The organism is Methylobacterium aerolatum (assembly GCF_022179085.1).
Classification (GTDB): Bacteria; Pseudomonadota; Alphaproteobacteria; order Rhizobiales; family Beijerinckiaceae; genus Methylobacterium; species Methylobacterium aerolatum.
Window position 1 is genome coordinate 19308 of the sequence record NZ_BPQE01000027.1, and the last position, 13152, is coordinate 32459.

The following is a 13152-nucleotide window of genomic DNA, read 5'->3' on the forward strand; positions in this document are numbered from 1 at the left end:
CTCACGCCTCCATCAGCCGGGCGCCCTGGAGCAGGCGCAGGGAGACGGTGTCGGGCCGGGCGCCCCCGTCGTTGATCGAGATGCGCACGCCGCCCGGCTGCGCGCGGGCGACGAAATCCGCCACCACCGCCTCCCAGACCGGGCCGTAGCCGGCGATCGGCGTCTCGATGGCGACCTCCACCGCGTCCGGCGGCAGCACCCGCTCCAGCAGGATCTCCAGGTTGCCGGAGGCCACGACGCCGGTGATCGCCTGGGGCTTCGTGCCCGGCAGCGGCTTCGTCGTGGTGTGGCGGAACGTCAGGGATTCCATCCGGCCGTGTCCTCACAGGCGTGCTCCCCTCCCCCTTGCGGGGAGGGGTAAGGGGGTGGGGGTGGTTCAGGAGGCACCGCCGCGCTTCGTTCGGCACCACCCCCACCCCTGACCCCTCCCCGCAAGGGGGAGGGGGAACGATCACCAGTTCCTGAACTTCGCGGGCGGCTCGTAGAGGCCGCCGGACCAGTGCACGAGATCCTTGATCGAGCGCGCGGCGAGCAGCGAGCGGTCGGCGTCGAGGGGTTCGATGCCGAGGTCCTCCGGGCGCCGGATGATGCCCCGCGCCCGCAGTTCCTCCACCTTCGCCCGGTCGCGGCCCCGGCCGATCTCCGTGTAGCCCGCCACCCCCCGGATCGCCTGCTCGCGGTCGTCCGCATCGCGGCAGAGGAGGAGGTTCGCGATCCCCTCCTCGGTGACGATGTGGGTGACGTCGTCGGCGTAGATCATGACCGGCGCCAGTTCGAGCCCGATCTTGCTCGCCAATTCCATCGCGTCGAGCCGTTCCACGAAGGTCGGGACGAGCTTGTCGCCGAAGGTCTCGACCAACTGGACCACGAGCTTGCGCCCGCGCATCAGCGCCGGATCGCCGGTGATCTGCGCCTCCCGCCCCGCCTTCATCCAGGCGTCGGAGGGGTGGCGGCGGCCGTGCGGATCCGAGCCCATGTTGGGCGCCCCGCCGAAGCCCGCCACGCGCGACTGCGTGACGGTGGAGGAATGGCCCATCAGGTCGATCTGGAGGGTCGCGCCGATGAACATGTCGCAGGCATAGAGGCCCGCCGTCTGGCACAGCGCGCGGTTGGAGCGGAGCGACCCGTCCGCCCCCGTGAAGAACACGTCCGGTCGCTCGCGGATGTAGCGGTCCATCCCGACCTCGGAGCCGAAGCAGTGGACCTGCTTCACCCAGCCCGACTCGATCGCCGGGATCAGCGTCGGGTGCGGGTTGAGGGCGAAATGCGTGGCGATCTCGCCCTTGAGCCCGAGCTTCTCGCCATAGGTCGGCAGCAGCAACTCGATGGCCGCCGTCCCGAAGCCGATGCCGTGGTTGAGGCGGCGGACGCCGTACTCCGCATAGATCCCCTTGATCGCCATCATGGCGATGAGGATCTGCGTCTCGGTCATCAGTGCCGGATCGCGGGTGAAGAGCGGTTCCACGAAGAAGGGCGTGTCCGCCTCGACCACGAAGTCCACCCGGTCCCCGGGGATGTCGACCCGTGGCACCCGGTCCACGATCTCGTTCACCTGCGCGACGACGACACCGTTCTTGAAGTGCGTCGCCTCTACGATGGTCGGTGTGTCCTCGGTGTTCGGCCCCGTATAGAGGTTGCCCTCCCGGTCGGCGCAGACGCCCGCGATCAGCGCCACGTGCGGCGTGAGGTCGATGAAGTAGCGGGCGAAGAGTTCGAGGTAGGTGTGCACCGCCCCGAGCTTGATCTGCCCGCCGTAGAGCATCCGCGCGACGCGGGCGCCCTGGGGGCCGGAGTAGGAGTAGTCCAGCCGCTCGGCGATGCCGGTCTCGAACACGTCGAGGTGCTCCGGCAGCACGATGCCCGACTGCACCATGTGCAGGCCGTGGACCCTCTCCGGGTCGCAGCGGCAGAGGGCGCGGGCGAGGCAATCCGCCTGCTTCTGGTTGTCACCCTCCAGGCAGACCCGGTCGCCGGGGCGAAGAATCGCCTCCAGCAGGGCGGTGGCCTCGCCGGACGGCACCACCTTTCCGCGCGCGAGGGCGCGGCCCGCCTCAAGGCGCGCGTCGCGGGCCTTCCGTTCCCCGCGCCAGTCGGCCATCCCCCCGCCTCCGTCTGAATTCAGTATACAAAGTAGCGCATCACTGTTCGATCTCAAACCCGATGCCGTGCGGGTGGCGCGGGTTTTCGACGGCCCCGTTCCGGGCGGGCCGAGGGCCGTGGCCGACCGGGTCGAGCCACATCCGTCGGCGGATCCGTCGTCGTCATGGCTTCGCTGTCGCTCGCAATGACGGAACTGCGTGAGCCGAATTGGTCGGCTCCGGCTCTAGGACGGTTCGGAGCCCGTGAGCGCCGCCGCGCCGGAGCGGCTGGTGAAGGCGTCGGCGAGGCGGGTGATCCGGCTCGCGGCGCGCTCGATGCCCTCGGCGGTGCGCGCCGCCGCCTCGTCCCGCGCCCGGTAGGCGGCATCCACCACGGAGCGGGCCGAGGCGACCTCGGTCTCCATGGCGGCGAGGCGCTTGCGCAGGTCGACGAGCTCGTCCGAGATGGTGAGCGCGGCCATGACGTGCAGGCGCATGTCGCCGATCTCCCCGAAGCTCTCGCGCATCTTCCCGATGCGTTCGCTCAGGTCGTCGGTGAGGGCGGTGAGGTGGGCTTCCTCGCCCTGCCCGCAGGACATCCGGTAGGTGCGGTTGTCGATGGTGACGGTGATGATCGGCATCGCGTCAATGTCTCTCCAGCACGCCGGCCACGGCCGCGATGGCCCTGTCGAGCCGCTGCCCGACCTCGCCCGAATTCGCCTCCACCTGCGCGAGGCGGGCGCTCGCCGCGTCGAGGGCGGCGGCGAGGCGGGCGCGGTCCTCGGTCATCAGAGACAGTTCCGTGTCGCGGTCGTCCGGCGAGTCTTCGGATTCGAGGCGCCGGATCGCGGCCGCCTCCAGGCGCGACAGGGCCGCGTCGAGCTTGCGCAGGGCGTCCGCGAGGGGATCGCGGGAGGGGGCGTCGGGCGGCGTCGTCATCGGGGTCGCTCACTCCGTCGGCCGCGGGCCGGCGGCGGACCGGCGGGGCGGGCGTGGTGGAACACGTAAGGTCTCTGGCCGGAAGCCGTGCCGCCCGGCCTCCCCCGAGGCAAGGCTCCGGTACAGATTTCGGCCGGTTCGCCTTGGATTTCCAGGAAAAAGAGCGCTGCCGCGGGCCGGTGCTGTCCTGTCCGGCGCAGAATTCACCGAACCTCGAGACAGGCGTGGGTTTGTCACGCCCACGCGTTTGACAGGTCGAAGTGCCATGCTAGACAGCCGCGCATCTGCCCAGGACGGGCCGGGATAGTCCACCGGGGGCGACGATGTCCGTCGCTCGACCCCCCGGAAAGACGGACAGGATGGCCCGGCGCGATGCCGGTTCATCGCCGGTTCAAACCCATCCGCCCACAGCCCCTCCCCTGAGGGTGCACCGGGCCGGACGTGGCCTGGGACGCGGGGCCGCCGGGGGCACCGGGCGATCGGGCCATCGCGACGTCGGCAGGTGCCCGGCTTGAGGAAGGATTCACCGCCGTGACGAAGGTTGCCATTAACGGGTTCGGGCGCATCGGCCGCAACGTGCTGCGCGCCATCGCCGAGGCCGGCCGCAAGGACATCGAGGTCGTGGCGATCAACGATCTCGGCCCGGTCGAGACCAACGCCCACCTCCTGCGCTACGACTCGGTGCACGGCCGCTATCCGGGCGAGGTCGCCGTGGACGGCGAATTCCTGGTGGTCGACGGGCGCCGCATCAAGGTGACCGCCGTCCGCAACCCGGCCGAGCTGCCGCACCGCGACCTCGGCGTCGACATCGCCCTCGAGTGCACCGGCATCTTCACCTCGAAGGACAAGGCCAAGGCCCACCTCGACGCCGGCGCCAAGCGCGTCCTCGTCTCGGCCCCGGCCGACGGCGCCGACCTGACGGTGGTCTACGGCGTGAACCACGACAAGCTCACCGCCGAGCACCACGTGGTCTCGAACGCCTCCTGCACGACCAACTGCCTCGCGCCGGTGGCGAAGGTGCTGCACGAGGCCATCGGCATCGAGCGCGGCTTCATGACCACGATCCACTCCTACACCAACGACCAGCCGTCGCTGGACCAGATGCACAAGGATCTCTACCGGGCGCGCGCCGCGTCCCTGTCGATGATCCCGACCACCACCGGCGCCGCCAAGGCCGTGGGTCTCGTGCTGCCGGAGCTGAAGGGCCTCCTCGACGGCACCTCGATCCGCGTGCCGACCCCAAACGTCTCGGCGGTGGACCTCGTCTTCACGGCCAAGCGCCAGACTACGGTGCAGGAGGTCAACGACGCGATCAAGGCCGCCGCCGCCGGCCCGCTCAAGGGCGTGCTCGGCGTCACCGACCGCCCGAACGTCTCGATCGACTTCAACCACGATCCTCATTCGTCCACCTTCCACCTCGACCAAACCAAGGTGATGGACGGCGTGCTCGTCCGCATCCTCACCTGGTACGACAACGAGTGGGGCTTCTCGAACCGCATGGCCGACACCGCCGTCGCCATGGCCAAGCTCATCTGATCGACCGCCACGAGCCCCGCCGTCCCACCGGACGGCGGGGTTTCCTGTGTTTCACGAAGGGTGCTTCTCGGGATGGCAGACGCGTCGCAGGGTTCGCAGGGCGGACAGGGTTTCATCCCTCCGGGGTCCGCCTCGCCTCCTCCCCCCGCCCCGCCGCCCGCCGTCTCGGCGGCCGCCCCGGCGCCGGTTCAGGCCCCGGCCCCCACGCCCGTCGCCTCGGTCTCCGCGAACCAGCTCTTCGACCAACTCGCCCGGATCGAGGACAAGGCCTCCCGGATCGAGGACAAGTACGCCCGCTCCGAGGCGCTGCTCTCGCGGGTCGAGGACAAGGTCGACGGTGCGGCCGGCCGCATGAACGACGCCGCCCGCCAAGCCGACCTCGCGGCCCTGCGCAACGAGGTGCGCGGGCTGGCCGATCGCACCCGGCGCCTGCCGGGGACGGGCGCCCTCGTTCTCACGGCCGTCATCACCGCCGTGCTCACCGTGGTGCTGACGGTCGCCGTGCAGCGGCTCAACCTCGATGGGTTGCTGCCGCCCAAGGCGAACTCCGCCGCCATCCGCTGATCTCCCATCAGACACCCGCGACAATCGCAGACAAGGACCCGATGAGCGCCTTCCGCACCCTCGACGATGCCGGCTCTCTCCAGGGCAAGCGCGTCCTCATGCGCGTGGACCTGAACGTGCCGATGGAGAACGGCCGCGTCACCGACGCCACGCGCATCGAGCGGGTCGCCCCGACGATCCGGGAGGTCGCGGGCAAGGGGGCCAAGGTGGTGCTTCTCGCCCATTTCGGCCGTCCGAAGGGCAAGCGCGACCCGAAGGACACGCTGGAGCCGGTGGTTCCGGCCCTGTCGAAGGCGCTCGGCCAGCCGGTCTCCTTCGCCGCCGACTGCGTGGGCGACGAGGCGGCCAAGGCCGTCGCGGCGCTGAAGGACGGCGACGTGCTCCTCCTGGAGAACACCCGCTACCATGCGGGCGAGGAGAAGAACGACGCGGCCTTCGCCGACGCGCTCGCCGCCAACGGCGACGTCTATGTCAACGAGGCGTTCTCCGCCGCCCACCGCGCCCACGCCTCGACGGAGGGCCTCGCCCACCGCCTGCCGGCCTACGCCGGCCGGGAGATGCAGGCCGAGCTGGAGGCCCTGACCAAGGGGCTGGAAGCGCCCCAGCGTCCGGTGATCGCGCTCGTCGGCGGCGCCAAGGTCTCCTCGAAGATCGATCTTCTGGAGAACCTCGTCGCCAAGGTCGACATGCTGGTGATCGGCGGCGGCATGGCCAACACCTTCCTGCACGCCGAAGGCAAGGCCGTCGGCAAGTCCCTCTGCGAGAAGGACCTCGCCGACACCGCCAAGCGGATCCGCGCCGCCGCCGAGAAGGCCGGCTGCCGGATCATCCTGCCGGTGGACGCCGTCTCGGCCTCCGAGTTCAAGGCCAACGCCGCCCACGAGACCGTGCCGGTCGATGCCGTGCCGGAGACGGGCATGATCCTCGATGCCGGTCCGAAGTCCGTCGCGGAGATCAACGCGGCCATCGACACCGCCAGAACGCTCGTCTGGAACGGCCCCCTCGGCGCCTTCGAGCTGACGCCCTTCGACGCCGCGACCGTCGCGGCCGCGAAGCACGCCGCGGCGCGGACCGAGGCGGGCCAGCTCGTCTCCGTGGCGGGCGGCGGCGACACCGTGGCCGCACTCAACCACGCTGGCGTCGGCCAGACATTCACCTACGTCTCCACGGCGGGCGGCGCCTTCCTCGAATGGCTGGAGGGCAAGGCCCTGCCGGGTGTCGAGGCGCTGCGCGCCAAAGTCTGAGGCAACGGCTGAGGGCAAACGGCGCGTTTCCAAGTCTCCACCTCGTTCCGAGGTGCCCGCTCCAGCGGGCCTCGAAGGAGGCATCCAGGAAACGCGGTGAGATCTGGAGGCCTCCTTCGAGGCCTCCGCTTCGCTCCGGCACCTCAGGATGAGGGGGCCGGGTTGGAATTGGCGGGACGCTCCCGCCGGCATGAAACCGAGGTGGGACACATGGCACGCATCACCCTGAGGCAGCTCCTCGACCACGCCGCCGAGCATGAGTACGGCGTGCCGGCCTTCAACCTGAACAACATGGAGCAGGGGCTCGCCATCATGGCGGCGGCCGACGCCACCGACTCGCCGGTGATCCTGCAGGCGAGCCGCGGCGCCCGCGCCTACGCCAACGACATCGTGCTCGCCAAGCTGATCGACGGCCTCGTCGAGATCTACCCGCACATCCCGGTCTGCATGCACCTCGACCACGGGAACAACGAGGCGACCTGCGCCACCGCCATCCAGTACGGCTTCACCTCCGTGATGATGGACGGCTCGCTCAAGGCCGACGGCAAGACCCCGGCCGACTACAACTACAACGTCGAAATCACCCGCAACGTCACCAAGATGGCCCATTGGGCGGGCGTCTCGGTGGAGGGTGAACTCGGCGTGCTCGGCTCGCTGGAGAGCGGTCAGGGCGAGGCCGAGGACGGCCACGGCGCCGAGGGCACCCTCTCCCACGACCAGCTCCTCACCGATCCGGAAGAGGCGGTGAAGTTCGTGGAGGCCACCAAGGTCGATGCCCTGGCAGTGGCCATGGGCACCAGCCACGGCGCCTACAAGTTCACCCGCCAGCCTGACGGCGAGGTGCTGGCCATGAACGTGATCGAGGAGATCCACCGCCGCCTGCCGACGACCCACCTCGTCATGCACGGCTCGTCCTCGGTGCCGCAGGACCTGCAGGACATCATCAACCAGTACGGCGGCCAGATGAAGCCGACCTGGGGCGTGCCGGTGGAGGAGATCCAGCGCGGCATCAAGCACGGCGTGCGCAAGATCAACATCGACACCGACAACCGCATGGCGATGACCGGCCAGATCCGCAAGGTGCTGACCGAGAACCCCTCCGAGTTCGACCCGCGCAAGTACCTGAAGCCCGCCATGGACGCGATGACGAAGCTCTGCCGGCAGCGCTTCGAGGAGTTCAACACGGCGGGCCAGGGCTCGAAGATCCGCCCGATCTCCGTGGCGGAGATGGCCAAGCGCTATGCCAGCGGCTCCCTCGACCCGAAGATCGGGGCGCAGTAAGCGGGAGCGGATTGTCCGCTTTCGATCCCAAGGCCCATGGCTGAACAGCGTCTCGCCCTCCTCGGTCCCCACGGCCTCGATGCCGCGGGGGCCGAGTCCCTGTTGCCCGCCCTCGAGGCCGCCTGCGCGGCCGGCGACGTCGCGGCGGTGATCCTCCGGCTCGCCGCGGCCGACGAGCGGAGCCTCGTCACCCTGGTGAAGAAGGCCGCCGCCATCACCCAGGCCCGGGAGGCCGCCCTGGTGATCGCGTGCCACGACTTCGCGGGGGACCTCGTGCAGGTCGCCGCCCGGGGCGGGGCCGACGGCGTGCACCGCGACAAGCCCCAGGATCCCGCCTCCGACCTCGGCGACCTGCGCCGCCGCCTGAAGGACGGGCGCATCCTCGGCGCCGGGGGCTTGGAGGCGAAGCACAGCGCGATGGAGGCCGGCGAGGCCGGCGTCGACTACCTGCTGTTCGGCGGCCTCTACCCGGACGGCGTCGCCCCCGACCCGCAGACGGTGCGCGACCGCGCCGCGTGGTGGGCGGAGATCTTCGAGACGCCCTGCATCGCCGTGGCCTCCGCGGAGGCCGACCTTCCCGCCCTCGTCGCCACGGGGGCCGAGTTCGTCGGGCTGGAAAGCGCCCTTTGGGCCACCGACCCCGCCGCCGTGGGCCGGGCGCAGGCGCTCCTCGGAGACCTCGCGGCATGAGGCGGCTGACCCTGGTCCTCGCGGGGCTGCTGCTCGTCTCCGGACCCGCCCGGGCGGTCCCCCCGGCCGATCCGAAGCCCGCCGATTCCAAGCCCGCCGCCCTCGAATCCAAAAAGATCTCGCGGGAATTGCCCACGCCCTACACGGGCAACTTCACCGGTGCCGCCGTGCCCCCGGCCTCGTCCCAGCCGCCGGACGTCGCCTACGGCGCCTACCAACGGGGGCAGTACATCACCGCCTTCCGGGAGGCGACGAAGCGGATCGAGGCCAATCCGAAGGATGCGGCGGCGATGACTCTGCTCGGCGAACTCTACAACCAGGGGCTCGGCGTGCCCCAGAACCCCGTGAAGGCGGCCGAGTGGTACAAGGTGGCGGCGGGCTTGAGCGACCCGGCGGCCCTCTCCTCCCTCGGCCTCATGGCCCTCGACGGCCGGGGCATTCCCCGTGACCAGAAGGCGGGGCGGCGCTGGCTGGAGCAGGCGGCGGCCCTCGGCTCGCCCACCGCCGCCTACAACCTCGGCCTGATCCTCGTGGGCACCGGCAACGCCGCCGACGAGGCCGAGGCGGCCAAGCAGTTCCGCAAGGCGGCCGAGGCGGAGGTCGGTCCGGCGCAGCACGACCTCGGCGTGCTCTACCTCCAGGGCCGGGGCGTGCCCAAGGACCCCACACAGGCGGCTTCCTGGTTCCGCCGGGCGGCGGATAACGGCGACCTCGCGGGCGAGGTCGAGTTCGCGATCCTGCTGTTCAACGGCACGGGCGTGACCAAGGACGAGAAGGCCGCCGCGCGCTACTTCCTGCACGCCGCCCGCCGCGGCAACGCCATCGCCCAGAACCGGATCGCCCGGCTCTACGCCGCCGGGCGCGGCGTGCCGAAGAACCTCGTGGAGGCCGCCGCCTGGAACCTCGCCGCCGCCGGCCAGGGCCTGTCGGATGCGTGGCTGGACCAAGCCGTGACCGGCCTCACCAAGGACGAGAAGGTCCGGGCGGAGCGGCTGGGCAACGACCGGGCCGAGCCGCAATAGGGTTTTCTTCGAGCGGCACCCGTCTTTGCTCGCAAGGACGGCGAGGCTTGGACGGGGTCGTCGCGGCCCTCTCCGCGCAGGCGGGGAGAGGGAACCCCCCTCACGCCGCCTTCTTCCCCGCCCGTTGGGCGATTTTCACGAGGCTGCGCAGCACCTCCGTCGCCGTCTTGAGGCGGGCCTGGACCGAGGGCAGTTCGCGCACGAAGACCACGCTCATGTCCGGCCGCACCTTCGCGAAGGAGGCCTGCTCGGCAACGTAGGCGACGAGGCCCGTCGGGTTGGCGTAGGACCGGTCGCGGAAGTGGACGACGACGCCCTTCGGCCCCGCCTCGACCTTCTCGACGTTGGCCTTGAGGCACAGGATCTTGATCGTGCCGATCTTCAGGAGCTGCTCCACCTCCGGCGGCAGGGGACCGAACCGGTCGATCATCTCGGCGCCGAAGACGTCCATCTCGGCGTCGTCCTGGATCGTGGCGAGCCGCCGGTAGAGGCCGAGGCGGACCGAGAGGTCCTCCACATACGTCTCCGGGATGGTGACGGGGGCGCCGAGCGCGATGGTGGGCGACCACGCCTCCTCCGGCACGTCCTCGATGCCCGCCTTCAGGGCGGTGACCGCATCCTCCAGCATCTGCTGGTAGAGTTCGTAGCCGACCTCCTTGATGTGGCCGGACTGGGCATCGCCCAAGAGGTTGCCCGCGCCGCGGATGTCGAGATCGTGGCTCGCGAGCTGGAAGCCCGCGCCCAGGGTATCGAGGCCCTGCAGCACCTTGAGCCGCTGCTCGGCCTGCGGGGTGAGCTGCCGCCCGGCCGGTGTCGTGAACAGGGCATAGGCCCGCGCCTTCGAGCGCCCGACGCGCCCCCGCAGCTGGTAGAGCTGGGCGAGGCCGAACATATCCGCCCGGTGGACGATGAGCGTGTTGGCGGTGGGGATGTCGAGGCCCGATTCCACGATGGTCGTCGAGAGCAGCACGTCGAACTTGCCCTCGTAGAAGGCGGTCATCACGTCTTCGAGCTGCCCCGCCGCCATCTGGCCGTGGGCCACCGCGACCTTGATCTCCGGCATCTCCGCGTCGAGGAATTTCTTGACCTCCGCCAGATCCTCGATGCGCGGCACCACGTAGAAGGATTGGCCCCCGCGGTAGCGCTCGCGCAGCAGCGCCTCGCGGATCGAGAGCGGATCGAAGGGCGTGATGAAGGTGCGGACCACCAGCCGGTCCACCGGCGGGGTCGCGATGATCGAGAGCTCGCGCACCCCGGTCATGGCGAGTTGCAGGGTGCGCGGGATCGGCGTCGCCGAGAGGGTCAGCACGTGGACATCCGCTTGGAGCGCCTTCAGCCGCTCCTTGTGGGAGACGCCGAAATGCTGCTCCTCGTCCACGATCAGCAGGCCGAGATCCTTGAAGGCGATGTTTTTCGCGAGCAAGGCGTGCGTGCCCACCACGATATCCACGGTGCCCGCCGCCAGTCCGGCGCGGGTCTGCTTCATGTCCCCCGCCGAGACGAAGCGGGAGAGCTGGGCCACCTGGATGGGGAGACCCTTGAAGCGCTCGGCGAAGGTCCGGTAGTGCTGGCGGGCGAGCAGCGTCGTCGGCACGATCACCGCCACCTGCTTGCCGGCGATGGCCCCGGCGAAGGCGGCCCGCAGCGCCACTTCGGTCTTGCCGAAGCCGACATCGCCGCAGACCAGCCGGTCCATCGGGCGGCCGGCGTTCAGGTCGTCGAGCACGGCGTCGATGGCGTTCGCCTGATCCTCCGTCTCCTCGAAGGGGAAGCGCGCGGCGAATTCCTCGTAGAGACCCTCCGGCGGCTTCAACAGCGGCGCCTTCTTCACGAAGCGCTGCGCCGCGATCTTGATGAGTTCGCCCGCCATCTCGAGGATGCGGCGCTTCATCTTGGCCTTGCGGGCCTGCCACGCGCCGCCACCCAGCCGGTCCAGGGCGACTTCCGAGTCCTCCGAGCCGTAGCGGGTGAGAAGCTCGATGTTCTCCACCGGCAGGAGCAATTGCCCGCCGGTATATTGCAGTTCGAGGCAATCGTGCGGGGCGCCCGCCGCGTGGATGGTCTTGAGGCCGATGAAGCGGCCGATGCCGTGGTCGGCGTGGACCACGAGGTCGCCGGTCTGGAGGGCCTGGACCTCCAGGATCACGTCCTGCGGGCGCTTGGCCTTGCGCTTCTGGCGCACCAGCCGGTCGCCGAGGATGTCGCCCTCGGACACGACCGCGAGTTCGCCGACGGTGAAGCCGGCCTCCAGCCCCCACACCGCCACCGCCACGTCGGTGCCGCGCTTCAGCGCGTAGACGTCCGCGAGCCGCGTGATCGCCACGGGCTTCTTCAGGCCGTGGTCGGAGAGCACGCCGCAGAGCCGGTCGCGGGAGCCGTCGGACCAGGATCCGAGGATCACGTGATGACCGGATCCCTGAAGGTCGCGGATATGGGCCACCGCCGCGTCGAACACGCTGGCGGCCTCGTCCGCCCGCTCGGGGGCGAAGCTCCGGCCGGGCTTGGCGCCGCAATCGATGACGGCGCGCTCGGGCGAGTCCGGCTGGTCGAAGGGCGTCATCCGCGCGACCGTCGCGGTGGCCAAGCGCTCCTTCACCTCGTTGGGCGTGAGGTAGAGGGCGCGGGGCGGCAGGGGCTTGTAGGGCGCCACGCCCGCCTGCGGCTGTTTCAGGGCCGTCTCGCGGGCCTGATAGTAGTCCTGCACCAGGGCGATGCGCTCGGAGGCCGCCTCCTCCACCTGCGGATCGAGGAGGAGCGGCACCCCGGCGAGGTAGTCGAACAGCGTGTCGAGGCCGTCGTAGAACAGCGGCATCCAGTGTTCGAGGCCGGCATAGCGGCGGCCTTCGCTCACGGTCTCGTAGAGGCGGTCGTCGCGGGTCGCCGCGCCGAAGCTCTGGATGTAGTTCTGCCGGAAGCGCCGGATCGTCTCGGTGGTGAGCTGCACCTCGCTCATCGGCACGAGGTCGAGGGAGCGGAGCTGCCCGGTGGTGCGCTGCGTCTCGGGATCGAAGGCGCGGATCGATTCCAGCGTGTCGCCGAAGAAGTCGAGGCGGATCGGCGCGGGCAGGCCCGGCGGCGACAGGTCGAGGATGCCGCCGCGCACGGCGTACTCCCCGGTATCGCGGACGGTGCCGGTGCGCAGGAAGCCGTTCGCCTCCACCCAGGCGACGATCCCGTCCATCGCCACGGCGTTGCCCACCGCCGCCGAGAAGGTCTCGCGGGCGATGTGGGCCTTGGGCGGCACCCGCTGCACCAGGGCGTTGATGGTGGTGCAGAGGATGCGCGGTCGCTCCTCCGAGGAGCGCGTCCGGGCGAGGCGGGCGAGCGCCGTCACCCGCTGCGCCGCGACGCCGGTCGTGGGCGAGACCCGGTCGTAGGGCTGGCAGTCCCAGGCGGGCAGGGTCATCACGTCGAGTTCGGGGGCGGCGAAGCCGAGCGCCGCCTGGAACGAGGCCGAGCGGCCGGAATCGCGGGCCACGTGGACCAGCACCGCCGGACCCTTCGAGTCCGGCGCGAGCGCGCGGGCGAGGTCGGCCGCCACCACGGCGTCGAACCCTTCGGGCACGCCCGCGAGGGTGGGGCTGTCGCCGCGCTTGAGCGCCTCCATGGCCTTGGCGAGGGCCGAGGATTTCGGCAGGGCGAAGCGGGCGGCCTGCGGCTTGCCCGCAGGGGTGTTCACCGCCGGGGCTTGCGGCTTCGGGTGTGGCTTGGCCATCGGGGCTCGTTCGCGGGATGTCCGTCCGCCGGGGCGGAGTCCATGAGATGGGCGGGCGTTAACCCATCGCGGGGCGGCGATCC

At 70.6% G+C, this 13152-nt stretch carries 11 protein-coding genes; 6 read left to right on the top strand and 5 right to left on the bottom strand.

Going from position 1 to position 13152, the window contains the following annotated elements; genetic code table 11:
* Window position 1: 1 nt before the first annotated feature.
* The 4 genes from mdcC to MFF06_RS17930 all read right to left on the bottom strand — a co-directional run bounded on the left by mdcC (window position 2) and on the right by MFF06_RS17930 (window position 3017).
* The gene (gene mdcC, locus MFF06_RS17915) at window positions 2-310 is read right to left on the bottom strand and encodes a malonate decarboxylase acyl carrier protein (protein ID WP_238206456.1); all 309 of its coding nucleotides are present in this window, start codon (window positions 308-310) and stop codon (window positions 2-4) included.
* Window positions 311-451: 141 nt separating this feature from the next.
* Window positions 452-2098, bottom strand: coding sequence for a malonate decarboxylase subunit alpha (gene mdcA / locus MFF06_RS17920; protein WP_238206458.1), 1647 nt, complete (start codon window positions 2096-2098; stop codon window positions 452-454).
* A gap of 225 nt (window positions 2099-2323) precedes the next feature.
* On the bottom strand, window positions 2324-2719 hold the full coding sequence (gene zapA, locus MFF06_RS17925; RefSeq protein ID WP_238206460.1) for a cell division protein ZapA: 396 nt from the start codon (window positions 2717-2719) through the stop codon (window positions 2324-2326).
* 4 nt (window positions 2720-2723) lie between these two features.
* On the bottom strand, window positions 2724-3017 hold the full coding sequence (locus MFF06_RS17930) for a DUF4164 family protein (protein WP_238206462.1): 294 nt from the start codon (window positions 3015-3017) through the stop codon (window positions 2724-2726).
* Window positions 3018-3548: 531 nt separating this feature from the next.
* Here MFF06_RS17930 and gap point away from each other — a divergent pair.
* From gap to MFF06_RS17960, 6 genes are all read left to right on the top strand, one after another.
* Complete coding sequence (gene gap / locus MFF06_RS17935; RefSeq protein ID WP_238206464.1) at window positions 3549-4553, top strand: type I glyceraldehyde-3-phosphate dehydrogenase; 1005 nt, start codon at window positions 3549-3551, stop codon at window positions 4551-4553.
* A 72-nt stretch (window positions 4554-4625) separates the two neighbouring features.
* On the top strand, window positions 4626-5117 hold the full coding sequence (locus tag MFF06_RS17940; protein ID WP_238206466.1) for a hypothetical protein: 492 nt from the start codon (window positions 4626-4628) through the stop codon (window positions 5115-5117).
* Between the two features lie 41 nt (window positions 5118-5158).
* Window positions 5159-6361: a phosphoglycerate kinase gene (locus MFF06_RS17945; protein WP_238206468.1), complete on the top strand. Its 1203-nt coding sequence runs from the start codon at window positions 5159-5161 to the stop codon at window positions 6359-6361.
* Window positions 6362-6571: 210 nt separating this feature from the next.
* Window positions 6572-7642, top strand: coding sequence for a class II fructose-bisphosphate aldolase (gene fba / locus MFF06_RS17950; RefSeq protein ID WP_238206470.1), 1071 nt, complete (start codon window positions 6572-6574; stop codon window positions 7640-7642).
* A gap of 36 nt (window positions 7643-7678) precedes the next feature.
* Window positions 7679-8332 (top strand): thiamine phosphate synthase, encoded by a 654-nt coding sequence (locus MFF06_RS17955; RefSeq protein ID WP_238206472.1) that lies wholly within the window; start codon window positions 7679-7681, stop codon window positions 8330-8332.
* Window positions 8329-9354: a tetratricopeptide repeat protein gene (locus MFF06_RS17960; protein ID WP_238206474.1), complete on the top strand. Its 1026-nt coding sequence runs from the start codon at window positions 8329-8331 to the stop codon at window positions 9352-9354. Before MFF06_RS17955 ends, MFF06_RS17960 begins: the two co-directional genes overlap by 4 nt.
* A 100-nt stretch (window positions 9355-9454) precedes the next feature.
* On the opposite strand, the gene mfd is transcribed toward MFF06_RS17960, so the two are convergent.
* Window positions 9455-13069, bottom strand: a complete 3615-nt coding sequence (gene mfd / locus MFF06_RS17965; protein ID WP_238206476.1) for a transcription-repair coupling factor — start codon at window positions 13067-13069, stop codon at window positions 9455-9457.
* Window positions 13070-13152: the final 83 nt, after the last annotated feature.

Coding starts and splice junctions, on each gene's coding strand:
- zapA (WP_238206460.1), bottom strand. CDS start 2,719: ATGCCGATCATCACCGTCACCATCGACAACCGCACCTACCGGATGTCC.
- MFF06_RS17940 (WP_238206466.1), top strand. CDS start 4,626: ATGGCAGACGCGTCGCAGGGTTCGCAGGGCGGACAGGGTTTCATCCCT.
- MFF06_RS17930 (WP_238206462.1), bottom strand. CDS start 3,017: ATGACGACGCCGCCCGACGCCCCCTCCCGCGATCCCCTCGCGGACGCC.
- MFF06_RS17960 (WP_238206474.1), top strand. CDS start 8,329: ATGAGGCGGCTGACCCTGGTCCTCGCGGGGCTGCTGCTCGTCTCCGGA.
- mfd (WP_238206476.1), bottom strand. CDS start 13,069: ATGGCCAAGCCACACCCGAAGCCGCAAGCCCCGGCGGTGAACACCCCT.
- MFF06_RS17955 (WP_238206472.1), top strand. CDS start 7,679: ATGGCTGAACAGCGTCTCGCCCTCCTCGGTCCCCACGGCCTCGATGCC.
- mdcA (WP_238206458.1), bottom strand. CDS start 2,098: ATGGCCGACTGGCGCGGGGAACGGAAGGCCCGCGACGCGCGCCTTGAG.
- mdcC (WP_238206456.1), bottom strand. CDS start 310: ATGGAATCCCTGACGTTCCGCCACACCACGACGAAGCCGCTGCCGGGC.
- MFF06_RS17945 (WP_238206468.1), top strand. CDS start 5,159: ATGAGCGCCTTCCGCACCCTCGACGATGCCGGCTCTCTCCAGGGCAAG.
- fba (WP_238206470.1), top strand. CDS start 6,572: ATGGCACGCATCACCCTGAGGCAGCTCCTCGACCACGCCGCCGAGCAT.